The 14584-nt window shown below is 58.6% G+C and carries 12 protein-coding genes, 1 tRNA gene and 2 pseudogenes; 9 read left to right on the forward strand and 6 right to left on the reverse strand.

The genetic code is table 11. The features are described 5' to 3' along the window. A pseudogene (locus tag NKH52_RS30735) lies at positions 1 to 520 on the reverse strand (OmpA family protein); the annotation flags it as partial. Positions 521 to 717: 197 nt separating this feature from the next. On the opposite strand from NKH52_RS30735, the gene NKH52_RS30740 reads away from it, so the two are divergent. Continuing rightward, positions 718 to 1164 carry a YcgN family cysteine cluster protein gene (locus NKH52_RS30740; protein WP_013530173.1) on the forward strand — a complete coding sequence of 149 codons (447 nt, stop codon included), beginning with the start codon at positions 718 to 720 and terminating at the stop codon, positions 1162 to 1164. A 256-nt stretch (positions 1165 to 1420) separates the two neighbouring features. Beyond that, a complete protein-coding gene (locus NKH52_RS30745) occupies positions 1421 to 1777 on the forward strand; it encodes a hypothetical protein (protein WP_013530174.1) in 357 nt (118 codons plus the stop codon). Positions 1778 to 2027: 250 nt separating this feature from the next. On the opposite strand, the gene NKH52_RS30750 is transcribed toward NKH52_RS30745, so the two are convergent. Continuing rightward, on the reverse strand, positions 2028 to 2738 hold the full coding sequence (locus tag NKH52_RS30750) for an SIMPL domain-containing protein (RefSeq protein ID WP_352735650.1): 711 nt from the start codon (positions 2736 to 2738) through the stop codon (positions 2028 to 2030). 135 nt (positions 2739 to 2873) lie between these two features. Between NKH52_RS30750 and NKH52_RS30755 the strand changes: the two genes are divergently transcribed. Continuing rightward, a tRNA-Ile gene (locus NKH52_RS30755) sits at positions 2874 to 2949 on the forward strand. A 116-nt stretch (positions 2950 to 3065) separates the two neighbouring features. Here NKH52_RS30755 and NKH52_RS30760 read toward each other — a convergent pair. Next, positions 3066 to 3245: a tyrosine-type recombinase/integrase gene (locus NKH52_RS30760; RefSeq protein WP_352735651.1), complete on the reverse strand. Its 180-nt coding sequence runs from the start codon at positions 3243 to 3245 to the stop codon at positions 3066 to 3068. Positions 3246 to 3261: 16 nt separating this feature from the next. Here NKH52_RS30760 and NKH52_RS30765 point away from each other — a divergent pair, with 16 nt between their 5' ends. Together NKH52_RS30765 and NKH52_RS30770 are read left to right on the forward strand one after the other, a co-directional pair. Continuing rightward, positions 3262 to 3441, forward strand: coding sequence for a hypothetical protein (locus NKH52_RS30765; protein WP_352735652.1), 180 nt, complete (start codon positions 3262 to 3264; stop codon positions 3439 to 3441). A gap of 157 nt (positions 3442 to 3598) precedes the next feature. Beyond that, the gene (locus NKH52_RS30770) at positions 3599 to 4681 is read left to right on the forward strand and encodes a RelA/SpoT domain-containing protein (RefSeq protein ID WP_352735653.1); all 1083 of its coding nucleotides are present in this window, start codon (positions 3599 to 3601) and stop codon (positions 4679 to 4681) included. On the opposite strand, the pseudogene NKH52_RS30775 reads toward NKH52_RS30770, so the two are convergent. Together NKH52_RS30775 and NKH52_RS30780 are read right to left on the reverse strand one after the other, a co-directional pair. Beyond that, positions 4678 to 4900 (reverse strand): annotated as a pseudogene (locus tag NKH52_RS30775) (hypothetical protein); the annotation flags it as partial. The gene NKH52_RS30770 and the pseudogene NKH52_RS30775 overlap by 4 nt on opposite strands. A gap of 158 nt (positions 4901 to 5058) precedes the next feature. Next, on the reverse strand, positions 5059 to 7965 hold the full coding sequence (locus NKH52_RS30780; RefSeq protein WP_352735654.1) for a trifunctional glycosyltransferase/class I SAM-dependent methyltransferase/polysaccharide deacetylase: 2907 nt from the start codon (positions 7963 to 7965) through the stop codon (positions 5059 to 5061). Positions 7966 to 8869: 904 nt separating this feature from the next. Between NKH52_RS30780 and NKH52_RS30785 the strand changes: the two genes are divergently transcribed. From NKH52_RS30785 to NKH52_RS30800, 4 genes are read left to right on the forward strand one after another with little or no spacing between them, the layout of a single operon-like run. Further along, positions 8870 to 9544, forward strand: coding sequence for a coiled-coil domain-containing protein (locus NKH52_RS30785; RefSeq protein WP_127292014.1), 675 nt, complete (start codon positions 8870 to 8872; stop codon positions 9542 to 9544). Between the two features lie 7 nt (positions 9545 to 9551). Then, positions 9552 to 12230 carry an OmpA family protein gene (locus NKH52_RS30790; RefSeq protein ID WP_352735655.1) on the forward strand — a complete coding sequence of 893 codons (2679 nt, stop codon included), beginning with the start codon at positions 9552 to 9554 and terminating at the stop codon, positions 12228 to 12230. A gap of 13 nt (positions 12231 to 12243) precedes the next feature. Continuing rightward, positions 12244 to 12738 (forward strand): Rab family GTPase, encoded by a 495-nt coding sequence (locus NKH52_RS30795; RefSeq protein WP_352735656.1) that lies wholly within the window; start codon positions 12244 to 12246, stop codon positions 12736 to 12738. 3 nt (positions 12739 to 12741) lie between these two features. Continuing rightward, on the forward strand, positions 12742 to 13812 hold the full coding sequence (locus tag NKH52_RS30800) for an adenylate/guanylate cyclase domain-containing protein (RefSeq protein WP_127292022.1): 1071 nt from the start codon (positions 12742 to 12744) through the stop codon (positions 13810 to 13812). Positions 13813 to 13889: 77 nt separating this feature from the next. Here NKH52_RS30800 and NKH52_RS30805 read toward each other — a convergent pair whose 3' ends face one another. After that, entirely contained in the window at positions 13890 to 14570 is a 681-nt protein-coding gene (locus NKH52_RS30805; RefSeq protein ID WP_127292367.1) for a redoxin domain-containing protein, read from the reverse strand. Positions 14571 to 14584: the final 14 nt, after the last annotated feature.

The raw sequence follows: 14584 nt of genomic DNA on the forward strand, positions 1-14584 counted from the left end.
CCTCGGCGGGTGCTGCCTGTTCGGCCGGCGCCTGCTCGGTTTGCTGCTGCTGGTCGCGCTTCTTCCTGCGCGGCTGCTGTTCCTCGGCGGGTGCTGCCTGTTCGGCCGGCGCCTGCTCGGTTTGCTGCTGCTGGTCGCGCTTCTTCCTGCGCGGCTGCTGTTCCTCCGCGGGTGCTGCCTGTTCGGCCGGCGCCTGCTCGGCCTGCTGCTGCTGGTCGCGCTTCTTCCGGCGTGGCTGCTGCTCCTCGACGGGCTGCTCGCTCTGGGCAGGCGCGGCCTGCTGTTCAGGCTCGGCCTTCTTGCGTTCGCGCTTCTGTTCGGGTTCCGCCTGCTGCTTTTGTGCGCAGGCTTCGGCCGCTTCGCCTTCGGCGCATGCTGCTTGCGCCAGGATGAATGGGGCTGCCGTGCGCTGGGCAAGGCCGGACGCGACACTTCCCTGAAGCGGGAACGCGCCCAACGGCGCGGATGCCATCAACAGGCCAAGTGCCGTGCCTGCCAGAATCCGTGGTTGGCGTTTCATCGAAATTCTCCTTGTGGGGTCCCATCCTTGCCGAAACCGATCTTGTGCCGATTGGTTCCAGTCTGGCACGGATAGAGGCCGTACGGGGCGATTGACCGACCTTTTGAAGGCAACTTCATGTCATTCACCTGGCGATAGCCGCAATTGCGACCATTGCCGCGCTTGACCTTGCCCGCGGCTGGGGCCACATGCCGGAAATGGAAACGCCATTCTGGAAAACCAAGGCGCTGGAGGCGATGAGCCCGGCCGAGTGGGAATCGCTGTGCGACGGCTGCGGTAAATGCTGCCTGTCAAAGCTCGAGGACGAGGACACCGGCGAGATATACTGGACCAGCGTCGGCTGTCGGCTGTTCGACGCCGAGACCTGCCGCTGTTCGGACTATGCCAATCGGCTGGCGCGCGTTCCCGACTGCGTCGGGCTGACGCCGCAGAATGTGCGAACCATCAGTTGGCTGCCCAGCACCTGTGCCTATCGGCTGGTGGCCGAGGGCCGCGACCTCTACTGGTGGCACCGGCTGGTGTCGGGCAGCGCCGAGACCGTGCATGAAGCCGGCATCTCGATGCGCGGCCGGGTCAAGGCGAGCGAAACCGATCTTGCCGAGCCGGAAGACTATTTTGACTATGTGCTGGACGAGGAGCCGTAGGACCAGCGGCGGTGAGCAGGAGCCTCCCGTTCGAATGCATTCGGCCAATCAGCGGGGTCGGAACCGGGGCGTCGAGTCAGACGTTCTGGCCTTCACCAAGGGCTGGGGACAACGGCAAATGGCCGGAACTTTCCTTCTTCCCGCCATATGAACCGGAGATGAACGGCAGGTTCGTAAAGAGTTCAGACAGGCAAGCGCATTCTCCCCCCATCGGTTCACGAGGACGGGCGAAGGCCCGCAAAAAGGAGAGAAGACGATGTTCAACACGATCAAGACGGCAGCCCTTTCGGCCCTGGTCGGTCTCGGCACGCTGGCGGCCGTTCCCGCTCACGCCGACAGCCTTTACCTCGGCTTCGGCAACAACAACGACCCGCGTTTCGGCGTCTATACCGGTGACGACGGTTATCGCCATCGCCGTGACGAACGCCGTGGCGACTGGCGCCGTGGCTGCTCGCCGGACCGCGCCCTCGACAAGGCCGAACGCATGGGTCTCCACCGTGTCCGCATCGTCGACGTCAACCGTCGTACGGTGAAGGTGGCGGGCCGTCAGGATGGCGACCGCGTCGTCGTCGTGTTCGCCAATGAGCGCGGCTGCCCCGTCATCTATCGCTAAGGCCGGCTTTGGCGGATCATAGAGGCATGATCGTCTGCGAGGATCAGCCGGGAGACACGACCTTCAGTGAAGGTCGGTCTGGCAGCATGATCTTCTACGAAGATCAGCCGGACTAGCCGAGCCCCTTTCCGTTTGAAGGGTGTGGCTCGAAAAACCCCGCGAGCAATTCCGCGGGGTTTTTCATGCACGCTATTGGCTGGTGATTGTATCCCTGGCTGGGCAAGACCCAGCCAGGGATCCTCAGAGCCGCTTACTTCAGTTCGAAGGTGACAGTGACCTGCACATTGTAGGAATTCTCGCCAGCCTGCACCGGAGCCGCAGCACCTGCCGCGTCGAACGCCTTGGCGTTGATCGGCATTGGCGCCGGTGCGATGTTCTGATCGGTGATCTCGAGCACCCGGCCGAGGCTGACGCCTGCGGCCTCGGCCAGCGTCTTGGCCTTGGCCATGGCGTCGGCAACCGCCTTCTTGCGCGCCTCGGTGACGGTGGCTGCCGGGTTGTCATTGGTGAAGGCGATGCCGCCGCCCTGGTTGACGCCGAGCGACACCGCCTTGTCGAGGATCTCGCCGGTCTTGTCGACATCGCGCACCCGCACCGAAAGCGTGTTGGTCACCTGGTAGGCGATGAGTTCGGCTTCCTGGCTGCCGTCCGGCTTGTTGGTGTAGTTGTAGCGCGGGTTGATCTGGATGCCGGCGGTCTGCAGGTCGCGGTCCTTGATGCCGGCGGACTTCATCGCCGCGATCACGGCGGCCATGGCGTCATTGTTGGCATCGAGCGCGGCGCGCGCGGTTTTGGCCTCGCGCATGACGCTCAGCGTCAGGACCGTCAGATCGGGGGCTACGGTTGCTTCGCCTTCGCCCGAGACGATGATGCGGGGCGGCGTCGGCAGATCGGCGGCTCCAGCCATCGCCGGAAAAGCGATTGCAGTGGCGAGCGCGAGAGGCAAAAGATGTCTGGTCATGAAAATCTCCTTGGTCTGCGATCAAGTCGCAAGGGGTCGCGTAGAGCGCGATTATGGGTTGATTTGGGCGATCTGCGGAAGCCCGTCGGGAAAGCCTTGTGCCGCGATGCGAAAAACATTAATCCAGCCCGCGTGGGGCCTGTAGCTCAATGGTTAGAGCCGGCGGCTCATAACCGCTTGGTTGGGGGTTCGAGTCCCTCCGGGCCCACCATAACCATTGATTCTATTGATCAAAATATGCGTCGGCCCAAAACGTTTTGAGCCCATTGTGGGCCCAAAAAAAGGGCCGCTGATATGGCCACCCTGCGCATGGTCGGTTGATTTCACTTACTTGACGACGCGCAGGGCCGCATATTCGTCCGTCACCGTCGTGGAAGAATGCCCCATCGCCTCCATGATAGCGCGCGCTTGGATGTTGCATTCGGCGAGATACGTGCCGAAGGTACGGCGTAGCCCGTGCAGAGTGTAGCCCTCCGGAATGCCGGCCTGCTTGTGCCAATGTGCCATCACGGTGGTGCTTTTAATGCCCAATGCGATGGAGAAAAGGGAAATTCCTGCTATGAAGCTTGCAATTGTCCTGAGGTATATTTCAGGAGGCAATTGCTATGTTGTCGGCGTCGCCCTTAAAGCACTGAAAAAGATCTATAAGCTGGCTGAGCGTGGCGGCATGTACGTTCGCGTCATGTCCGGGGGCGCGATCTAGCCAGATACGGCCGAGACGGTATCTCGCTCGCGGAGATCCGATGTCGCGCGCTATGGTACTTCGCTTACCCAAACGGATATGACTCTTGGGATCTGATTCCCCTGCGATAGTCCCGCCAGTCCAGAATGAGGCGGGCTACCATGACTTCTTGGCTCCAATGACTGAGTACCCGCGCCTTGCCTACAGCATGAAAGCCGTTCGCAAGGCAGGCGACCGGCTGGCAAAACCTATTCAGTTCGGACGAGACATTACTGTCGGCCAGTATGTGGACGCACTCGAAATCTTCTCAATCGCCAATAGCTGGCGCGACTCGCACTTTCTGCCGATGCGCAGCGTTCGGTTCTCTGTCCGTCATCACATAAGAGCCCTGCGACTGGAGGGCGACATGGCATCCCGGCCGAAGCGCATGGCATCCATTCGTCGGAAGCTTCGAGAGTCCACCACCAATTTGGACACCATGAACGACATCGGCGGTTGCCGAGCGATCATGGCCGATATCAAAGGTGTTCGCTCGCTTCTCGCATCGATGCGAGACAAGTTCCCCCATGAGATACACTCTAGGGAGTTTAACTATATCGATGAGCCGAAGCCGGACGGGTATCGAAGTCACCATATTGTTTTCAAATACCGATCCAGAGATGCCGACACCGAGGCTTTCGACGGACGACGCATCGAGTTGCAAGTTCGTACCAAGCTTCAGCACTCATGGGCAACTGCGGTTGAGGCTGTCGGGCTATTCCGGGGCCAGGATTTGAAGCACGGAGAGGGCGACCAAGATTGGCTTCGCCTTTTCCAGCTTATGTCGGCGGAATTCGCGCACGTGGAGCAGTGCCCCGTTCATGTAAGTGTTCCGGATCACAACGGCCGGGTTCGAGAATTGCGGGATCTCAACAAGCGTATAGGTGCGATCGGCATACTAGAAAAAATAAAGAATACTGCCCGCTGCCCAGAAAATTTCGTACATCAAGCGGAAAAAACTCGATACTATTTGCTTCAATATGGGAAAGATCATAAACTGACCGTCGAGCCGTTCAGGGCACTTACATTAGGCGCACGAAAATTGAAAGAGATCGAGCAAAAAATCGAGCTAAGGGGCAGTGAGATAAAGGCTGTCTTGGTCGAGGTGGACAAGAAAGAAAAGCTCGTTGAAATGTATCCAAATTACTTCGGAGGCGTTTATTTATTTGCTCGTAATCTGAAGTCCATCTGCTCGGGAAAAGCGGCTATCGAATACAGTTAGCCTGCACTGGGTCGGCTTAAGCGGCGTCGCTTCCGTATGAAGTAACCCGAGGCGAGGCGTTTGCCGACGATACCATCAAGGCTGCGACCGGCCGCGCATCGTCGTTCATGCCAGGGGCTGCGCGTGAAATTGGGCGGAAGTCGTAATCGGAGAGGTAGCGGTGCAGATGCTTTCTGCGCAGGGCTGATAGGTGCCACGCATGCCACGCTTGAATATGCTGAGGCGCCGGGTATTTTGGCAGTGTTTACTCAGCCGCCGGGGCAGGCCATTCCGATCTCGGGTGATATCGGGCGATCGCAGCAGTCTGGCGAGTGCGGAGCGTTTCGTCGATCTTGCGCATCGTGAGCGGGACCGATGACCGTGACAAAGTTCACCGTTTAATCGAGCATGGCCTCGACGGTGGCGGCAAAGTCGTCGAGCGAGCGATCCCCGCGAATCTCGATTCGTGGAAGGTCGATGGGATCGCAATTAAGGTCCGCCGGCCCGTGTCTGCTGCCGAAGCCGATCCGATAGCCGGACTCCTTGGCCAGTCTGCCGAGCCGTCGGTCGGTGACAGAGAAGGGTGCCGCGAACGCCGAGGTTGGCCGACCGGTCCAACGTTCGATGAACATACGAGAGCGCAGCAGTTCGGCGGCCAAGTCAGAGCTCGACAGACCATCGATCGCGCGATGCGTCGCGAGATGGCTCCCGAAGAACGCACCTTCGGCGGCGAGCCGCCGCACCGTCCCGGCATCCATAAGCTGCGTCGGCGGACCGTTTTCGGCATCCCACTGCGCGCTTTCACCCACTAGGTCAGTCACCAGGAACACTTCGGCGGTCAGGTCGTTCGCGCGCAAGGTTGGCCAGGCTTGGTCGGCAAAATTCTGGAAACCGTCATCGAAGGTGATGAGCACTGGGCGGCCAGCGAAAGGCTGACGGTTGGCGATGGACCGTTCCAGTTGCTCGGACGTGGTCGCGTGAAAGCCATTGGCGCGCAGCCATGCCATCTGGCTGGCGAATGCGGCGGGCGTTAGCCGAAAACGGGCGAGAGCGGCCGGACCTTCTTCGGCGACGCTGTGGTACATGAGGACAGGGATACGTGACCGCCGCTCGCTGCGCGCGACGTCGCGGCGCAAGGCCCGCGCCCCGCCCCAGACGATATTTCGGGCGACCCCGAGTTCGATAGGCGCGCGGATCGACGCATGATCAATCCTCGGTTCCGTCACTACATCGTCCGGTGACAGGCGGCGGAAGCGGTCTATGCGATAGAGCTCGGTCTGGATCGACTGCTCGAGGACGAGACCTTCGGTCGCTGCGAGCGTCTCTGAGATCGCTTGTGCCCCGAATGTGTTCCAGTCGAAGCCCGTCCTTTCAACATTGTCACGCAGCACGAATGCGTGGGCGCTGATGAAACTGCCGCCAGGCGCCAACGCCTCAGCGAATTTCCTGGCAATGCGCCGCAACTCGGCGAGATCATCCAGATAGTAGAGCACTTCCGAACAGAAGATCAGATCCATCTCACCCGGCAGCGTGTCGGCGGAGAAATCCATTACGCTGAATTCAACGTTCGGCTGATCGCCGCATCGCGCGCGGGCCCGTCCGACGGCTATGGCGGAGATGTCGGTTGCGGTCAAATGGTCCACTCGCGGCGCCAACTGGCGCGTGAAGTGGCCCTCCGCGCAGGCGAGCTCAAGTGCCCGTCCGATGGGACCCGCAGGCAGAATCTCGAGTTGCCGCTCATATTTTTCCTGCTCATAGGACGAACCGTAGTTCCAGGGGTCCTCGGTCGCGAAATAGCCATTCCAGAACGACGTGCGATTCTCGTCGTGCCTGACCCGTGCACGGCGCGGCGCGGCAGAAGGCTCCGCAGGTTCGGCGCTCGACCGAACCAACTCCCGCGCTTGCGCAGCCAATCTCGCGAGTTTGCCGAAATGGCTGTCCGGATCAGGCTCGCGTTCGGCTGTGCCTGACAATGCCGGGGCTGGAAGCGTGTTCGGAGTGTTGGCGCCAGCCTCCTTTTGCGGTGCGAAATTCCGGATCAGTTCAATCCAATGATCCCTTGTCACTGTCCCGAGCACGCCGAATTGTACGACGGCCTCGATGTGACCATCCATCATCAGGTAGGCATAGATTTGGTCGATTCCTTCCGGCAGTTCGGTCGAGGTCGGATTTCGCGCGTCGACGCGGATTCCAAGTGTTCGCGCCAGCCTGCGTGGTGTGCCAAGATCGTCGGCGTCGAGAACCATTTGCTCAAGCTGATACTGGATGCGGCGAGCCGCTGCGGGATTGTCCCAGACCTTGCCGAGTTCGGTAATCAACTCGGTGATGGCGCGGCCGAACCTTCCCCACCTGGCAGCCAGTTGCGCCGGCACAGACAGGCTTCCCACCGCAAGGCCGTTGACGGCTACCTTGGCGATCTCATTCGCCCACTTGCGTCCGGCCGGAAGCGCGCGCAGGGACTGCGGGTTGATCGAGCCCGAGCCGCCGCCGCAATCCGACGCGGCGTTCCACAATGCGAACCACGCGAGTGCTTCGGAAGCGGTGCGGCCATCCGCCGAGTTCGCTCCGTTGGCGTGGATAGTCACCGGGTGTTTGACTCTGGAGTCGGCAGAGAAGCCACGGGCGATCACGATTTCCGCGTCGGCCAGCATCTGAGATGAATTGCGGGTGAGCGAGTTGGAGCTAGCCCGGTAAAAGGCGAGCGGCTCGTCGACCATTACCCAATTTCTGCCGAGACGGGCGAGGCGCTGCCACAGATCCCAGTCCTCGCATGTGCGCAGCGACACATCGAAACCGCCCAACTCGACGATTGTCTCCCGGTCGACCAGCAGCGCGTGGGTGGCGATGGCACACCGGCGGGCAAATGTTTCAAAGGGCTGGATCGCAACCTCTGACGAGATGCTCAACCGGATAAGTTCGCCATCGGGCATCACGCGCTGAGAACCGCAATAGGCGGCCACTGAATCCGGCGCGGCCTCCAGTGCGGCTAGCATTTTCGCGAGGAAGCTGGCGTCTACCCAATCGTCCGCATCCAGAAACATGAGCCAGTGGCCGCGCGCCGTCGAAATCCCTTTATTGCGCGCGCGGGCGGGGCCATGCGCGCAAGAACTCAACGCCCGAAATCGGGCATCTTGCTCCACATAATCGGCAATGATCGCGGGGGTGCGGTCCGTGGAGGCGTCGTCGACGATGATCGCCTCCCAATCCTCGATTTCCTGATCGAGGAGGGAATCGAGTGCGCGCGCCAGCGTCACCTCTGCGTTGTGCGCAGGAACCACGATTGAAACCAATGGATTATGCGCCATGCCGTCTTACCCACGCCTGGTTCGAAGGTACAAGAGCCCCAAGACATAGCCGGCGATTTCCCGCCAAAGGAAACGGTCATCGAGGATGCTGCGTCCAAACAGTCTCCCGTGAACTCTTCCGAGCCGTCGCGCCGCCATTCGGCTGCAGTGCGAGCTTGCTCCTGTCATGCTAGCGACATTAGAAGCCTGGCGCAGCATTTCATCCGTGCCGCCGAGATCGGGCGCCGGCTGTCGCAGATGCACGTCAAAACCAAGCATGCCGCATACTCATGTCGATCCCTGAAATCGGCACCATGACCACAAGCTGCGGTCCCTGGCACTTGGCTATGGCAAACTGCCGTCCTTTGCAATCGACGACGCAACAATGCAAGCCCACTGAAGCTTTGGTTGAATGACTGCCAGCTATTGGGACCTATTGCTCTCTCCTGTCGACCGAAACACCTCGATTCCGGGCTGCATTCTTGATCGGCGATTCCTCGTGTGAAAAGAAGATTCTCCTTCTACTGTTGAGCTCGCGCCGGAAGCTGATGGTGGCAGTATATAGCGGAGCGAGAGGCAATATGCTGCCCGCTGGAAAAGTTATTTTAGCAATTTCTAATGAAAACTCATTACTTACATCTGTCTAAATAGATATACATAATGCCATTGTATCACTCGGCCTCATAGTAGATTTCGCTCGATAACCAATTAGATTAAACGGCTATGGTTGCTATCACAGAGAGAGGCGAGAGCAACACCTAGCGGTACTGGTGCTTTTTCGGCCAGTCCAAGAGGTGTAAAAAGAGCACGCAAATTGGCTTGCACCAAGAAGATTCCGGCTTGCAGGTCGCGGATTTTGCTGGCATCTTCACCTGTTTATGGGTCTCTGCACTGTGGCAGGTGGTTCACATAGAGGGGTATAAGGATGGCCAAGGAATCTTCGAGTACTTCGAGTGCCGTTTCCTCCGCAAACAAGGCGGACGCAAATTTGCTTGGTAATGCAGACGGAAGCGGGCTGAACTTCATGGCGGCCCAGGTTCGCGAAAACGGGGGCGCCGGCGACGCCGTAGGTGTCGACAAGATACGCGATCTGCTGTTCGGCAACCAGATGCAGGACTATGACCGCCGTTTTTCCAAGCTTGAAGAACGGGTGTTGCAGCGCTTCAAGGATGTCGAATCCGAAGCCAAGCGCAATCTTGAGATGTACGAGTCAAATGCAAAGAAGCAGATCGATTCGCTCGCGGCGCAATTGCGGAACGAAAAAGACTCACGAGCCGATGCCGACAAGGAGATTGACCGGAATCTTCGCGAGCAAAACCAGGCACTTGAAAAGCAGGTGCGTGCGTTGTCGGATCAATTGAGCGCGCTTGAGCGGGACGTTTCGGACCGGATAAATCGAAACGATCATTTGTTGCGTGAGGAAATTAAGCAGAAGAATGAAGGCGTTCAGATGCTGATAGAGAAAATGTTTGCCGATCTCAGCAACGTTAAGACCGACCGAAATCTTTTGGCTGGCCTGTTTGTAGAGGTTGCGAAATGTCTGAATCAGGATCCCGTCGGCAGCAAGGGCAACTCGGATCGTAGCTGGAAAGTGAGTTGATGGGACCTTGACGTCAACCGTCGACCCAATCAGTCTTCCACAAAGAACAGCCTCGAACGATACAGAAATTGATCGCGAGGCTCTGGCTCGTCTTTTGGTCGAAATTGCCCGGAACGTTGATCCGGACTATCGTGCGCGTTTCGACGGAGTCCCAACCGCCGATCCTCGCATGGAAACGCTGCGCCAGTTGCTGGTCAGCCGCGAAATTTCGGAGCTTTCACGAGTTACGCATCTGCTGGACGAACCCGAGCAGCTTGCGGCAGCAGTGGGCGACATTCTTCCCAGTGCGGCCGCGCGAGCGCCTCATGCGCAGCTCGGCGAGGCGCTTGCGCCAGCTGTCGAAAGGGCTGTGCAACGGTCAATCCAGAAGAGCCCGCGCACGCTGACGGATATATTATACCCGGTGTTTCTGCCGGCAATCCGCAAGTCGATCGGGGAAAAGATCGACCAGACATTTCAGTCACTGAATGAAACTTTAAGACATATATTTACCTGGCACGGGCTCAAGTGGAGATTTGAAGCTTGGAGGACAGGTGCGAGCTTCTCGGAAGTTGTTCTAAAGCATTCTCTAATCTATCGTGTAGAGCATGCCTTTCTCATTAATCGTAATTCCGGGCTTTTGATCGCGCATGTAGCTGCCGACAATGCGACGAGCGAAGATCCCCAGCTGATTTCGTCAATGCTTAGTGCAATTCAAGATTTTGTGAAAGATTCGTTTAACGAGAGAGAGCAGAGCGGCCTGGACACTATCCGTTTTGGCGACCTTCGTCTCTGGTCGGAAGTTGGACCGTTTGCGACCCTGGTTTCCGTGATCCGGGGAAATCCGCCAGAGGAATTGCATGAAATAGCTCGCGATGTATTGCTTCGCATCCATGAGGAATGCTCACAGGCTTTAGTTGAGTTTGACGGCGACAGTTCGCAGTTGGCCGGCGTAGAGGCGCAATTGCGGACCTGCGTCGAGCAGAAGCAGGAGGAATCAAACGAGGGATTTCCGTGGCTGGTGGCGGCCGTGGCCCTGCTGTTTTTGCTTCTGGCAGGCGGTTGGTTCTTTCTTTCCTGGCAATCCGGGCAGCGCTGGCAGGCTTATGTGTCGCGCTGGCAGGCCTACGTGTCGCGACTGGAGGCCCAGCCAGGCATCATCGTTGCCGAACAACAGGCGCGCGACGGCCAATTCTATATTGCCGGCCTGAGAGACCCGCTTGCCGCCGACCCACAGTCCCTGTTGTCTGGAACGCAGGTCGATCCCGCCCGGGTTCATTCGCAGTGGCAATTCTATCAGAGCCTTGAACCGGAGTTCGTGCTGAAGCGGCTGAAGGCGTCGCTGGCTCCGCCGGATTCAGTACGACTATCAATCGACAATGAGCGCATCGTTGCCGAGGGTGAGGCTCCCGACACCTGGATAGATCGGGCGCGCGCGGCGGCCCGACAGCTTTCGGCAGGCGGACCGGAATTCGACATCTCCAAGGTTCGTGACGTAAGCCCCGAAGTACTCGAGGCGAAGCGCTGGCAGGCCTACGTGTCGCGACTGGAGGCCCAGCCGGGCATCATCGTTGCACAACAAAAAATACGCGATGGCCGATTCTATATTGCCGGCCTGAGAGACCCGCTTGCCGACGACCCGCAGTCGCTGTTGTCTGGAACGCAGGTCGATCCCGCCCGGGTTCATTCACAATGGCAATTCTATCAGAGCCTTGAGCCGGAGTTCGTGTTGAAACGGCTGACGGCGTCGCTGTATCCACCAGATACAGTACGACTTTCGATCGTCAATAATCGCATCATTGCCGAGGGCGAGGCTCCCGACACCTGGATAGATCGGGCGCGCGCAGCGGCCCGACAGCTTTCGGCAGGCGGACCGGAATTCGACATTTCCAAGGTTCGTGATGTGAGCCCCGATGCACGCGCGGCGGAGCACTGGCAGTATTATGTGTCGCGACTTGAGGCCCAACCGGGAATTATTGTCGCCCAACAATCGGCCAGGGGTGGACATTTCTATATTTCCGGCCTGCGAGACCCGCTTGCCGCCGACCCGCAAGCTCTGCTGTCCGGAACGGAGGTTGATCCTGCCCGCGTTCATTCACAGTGGCAATTCTATCAGAGCCTTGATCCGAAGTTTGTGGTGAAGCGGCTGACGGCGTCGCTGACCCCGCCGAAATCGGTCCGACTTTCGATCATCCAGGGTCGCATCGTTGTCGTGGGCGAGGCTCCTGCCGCTTGGATCAACCGGGCGCAGGCCGCCGCTGAACAACTTTCGGCGGACGGAGTGGTTCTGGATGTCTCGCAGCTGCGTGAGCTGGACCTTGCAGAGCTCAATCATTTGAGAGAGGCCATCCAGATGACCGACATTTTCTTCTCTTCCGGCAAAGTTGTGCCTGGACCAGAGCAGACGCCGGTTCTCGAGAGATTGGCGGATCAAATAAAGGAATTCGCCCAAAATGCCCGCAAGTCAGGCGTAACTGCGCGGTTCATGTTGACCGGCCATTCGGACACCACGGGCCGTGAGACGGCTAACGCATCGATCAGCGCCGCCCGCGCCGAGACAGTTCGTGCGCTTCTCAACAAGCGCGGCGTCGCTCCGGAACTGCTGCTGGTTCGGGGTGCGGGTACCTTTGAACCGGCGGTGCCTGAAAATAGTCAAGCTGGTAGCTCCACCAATCGCCGGGTTTCGGTTACGGTAAACCTGGACTAGGGCGGAGCCCAAGATGTTGCAAAAAAAGATCTGTATGCTGGGGGGGTTCTCTGTCGGAAAGACGAGCTTGGTCCGCAGGTTTGTGAAAAGCATCTTTTCAGAAACCTACTTGACCACGGTGGGAGTGAAAATCGACAAAAAGAGTGTCGAACTCCCGGACAAAACAGTGGATCTGATTTTATGGGATTTGGCCGGCGAAGATGATATCGGCTCGTTCCGGGTTAGCCATGTGCGAGGCGCAACGGGGCTCGTGCTTGTCGTCGATGGAACCCGCGCCGCTACCCTTACCGCCGCGCTCACGCTGCGCGAGCGGGTCGAGGCTGAATTCGGTGCTATGCCGTTCGTATTGCTTTTCAACAAATCAGATCTGGCCGATCGGTGGGTAATACCGGATAGAGAAATTGAGGAACTGAGGCAACGGGGATGGCAAGTCTATCTAACAAGTGCGCTCTCGGGTGAGCATGTCGATGACGCGTTTCTTAGACTTGCTTCGATGGTCACCAAATAGACCATGCAAAGATTGCCAAGAGAGATCGGAAACTGGATTTACGATTTCTTCTACAACGAGCGTGCTATTGCGTATGTGAAAATTGACGCCCAGCTGCGGACAGCGGCGAAGGGCGGTAACGTTGAACATTACGGGCTCTCATCCCTTCGCATCGGTAAGCCTGTTGCCGATCAGCTTGAATTCATGGAAGGTTTGCTGCCTTGCCCGGAGCTTCCATTTCATATGCCTATGGTCGAACTGCCCAGCGGGCGTGTCGCGGACCTTCATTTTTTTGCTGATGATGACCGCGTGTGGCTGCTCTTTCTTGATGCGACTGCCGAACGCGACAACAAGCAACGGCTTCAACAGAAGGCTTATGAAATGACGCTTCTGCAAGAGAGGGAGCGCCACCTCAACGAGAAGTTACAATCGGCCAATGAGGCGTTGAGGAAGAGCCAGGAGGGATTGGCGCGTGAATATCTGCGCGCCGAAACCCTGCTCCTAAACATTCTTCCGGCGTCGATCGCGGAGCGGTTGAAAGCGCAAAAGAAAATTGCCGACAACCACGCGGAGGTGAGTGTGCTTTTTGCCGACATCGTCGGCTTTACCGAAAGAGCGCGCAGCGTCGGAGCGGTGACGACGCTCGCTATCTTGAATTACTTCTTCAAGGCGGCGGATAGGCTCTCGGAACGACACGGCTGCGAAAAGATCAAGACTATCGGCGATTGTGTCATGGTGGTCGCTGGCCTGCCCACTGCGCGATCCGATCATGCACGAGCCCTCACGCACTATGCAGTTGAACTGCGCAAGGCGGTCAAGCGCGAACTCTTCGCAGGAGAACCGATAAGGCTGAGAATTGGAATTCACTCGGGACCGATCGTCGCTGGCGTCATAGGCAAAAGGCGGTTCGCCTATGATCTGTGGGGCGAGACCGTTAATCTCGCCTCACGTATTCAAACGTCCGCGGAGCCCGGTGAAATCCGTATCTCCGATGCAACGCGCCAACTGCTGGGACCAAAATTTGCTTGCGATCCACTCGAGGAAACGGAATTGCGTGGTGCAGGTCGCGTACGAATGTGGCGGCTCCCAGCCTGATTGTCGCTTGCCGACGCTGGAGCGCACTGCATCTCAAGCCGCAAATTATTAACGTGAAGATTTGACCCAACGGGACCTCATTGGGCGACTTGCGACACAGCTGACATCAGTTCCTTCGGGTTGGGCGCCCCAAACATGTATCGCCCCCCCTCCGGAACCTCCGTGAAACTCCAGCGGACAATTCCCTGCCTGTCCAGCAGGAATTGACCGACCAATTGTCCGTGTCCTGTTGCGATCATCTGTTCGTCGGCTTCGGTCACTTCGTAAGGGTGCTTCCTATCGAGGATTTCGCTCGCTGCAAAAGGATCCATGGGACCGGGCAACTCGCCTGGTATGTCGACCCGCATATCCTTTGCTGCTGCCATCGAGACCTTGTACGGCCAGTTCGTCTCGTTTTGGGTGAATTCGAGATTGGGTAGTCCAAAAGCACGATGTGAAGCGCGTTCCGGGTCGGAGGCCGCAAGCAGGTTCGGCATCGGGTGGTAGCGGAAATAGAGACGCGCCCGTTCGATCGGCGTGTTGACCACCGTCAGGCTCTCTACGCCCCTTTCGCGCAGCTCCGGATCAAGCCGCGCCTGGGCGGCGATGTGGCGCCGGCAGAAGGCACAATGCAGACCTCGAAACAGGCCGACCAGCACTGGTTTTTGCCCGCGAAAGTCGTCGAGCGCGATCTTGCCTTCCTGGGTAATGGCGTCAAGCACCAGGTTCGGCGCACGGTCGCCCGGTTGAAGCGGTACCAAGTCACTAGGCGCGGACATTTCCAACCCTAACC

Origin of the sequence: Mesorhizobium sp. M1066 (genome assembly GCF_040318635.1) — a bacterium.
Classification (GTDB): Bacteria; Pseudomonadota; Alphaproteobacteria; order Rhizobiales; family Rhizobiaceae; genus Mesorhizobium.

Bases quoted from the DNA above. Each gene is read 5' to 3' on its own strand.
- NKH52_RS30740 (WP_013530173.1), top strand. From the start codon at position 718: ATGGAAACGCCATTCTGGAAAACCAAGGCGCTGGAGGCGATGAGCCCG.
- NKH52_RS30745 (WP_013530174.1), top strand. From the start codon at position 1,421: ATGTTCAACACGATCAAGACGGCAGCCCTTTCGGCCCTGGTCGGTCTC.
- NKH52_RS30750 (WP_352735650.1), bottom strand. From the start codon at position 2,738: ATGACCAGACATCTTTTGCCTCTCGCGCTCGCCACTGCAATCGCTTTT.
- NKH52_RS30760 (WP_352735651.1), bottom strand. From the start codon at position 3,245: ATGGCACATTGGCACAAGCAGGCCGGCATTCCGGAGGGCTACACTCTG.
- NKH52_RS30765 (WP_352735652.1), top strand. From the start codon at position 3,262: ATGCCCAATGCGATGGAGAAAAGGGAAATTCCTGCTATGAAGCTTGCA.
- NKH52_RS30770 (WP_352735653.1), top strand. From the start codon at position 3,599: ATGACTGAGTACCCGCGCCTTGCCTACAGCATGAAAGCCGTTCGCAAG.
- NKH52_RS30780 (WP_352735654.1), bottom strand. From the start codon at position 7,965: ATGGCGCATAATCCATTGGTTTCAATCGTGGTTCCTGCGCACAACGCA.
- NKH52_RS30785 (WP_127292014.1), top strand. From the start codon at position 8,870: ATGGCCAAGGAATCTTCGAGTACTTCGAGTGCCGTTTCCTCCGCAAAC.
- NKH52_RS30795 (WP_352735656.1), top strand. From the start codon at position 12,244: ATGTTGCAAAAAAAGATCTGTATGCTGGGGGGGTTCTCTGTCGGAAAG.
- NKH52_RS30800 (WP_127292022.1), top strand. From the start codon at position 12,742: ATGCAAAGATTGCCAAGAGAGATCGGAAACTGGATTTACGATTTCTTC.
- NKH52_RS30805 (WP_127292367.1), bottom strand. From the start codon at position 14,570: ATGTCCGCGCCTAGTGACTTGGTACCGCTTCAACCGGGCGACCGTGCG.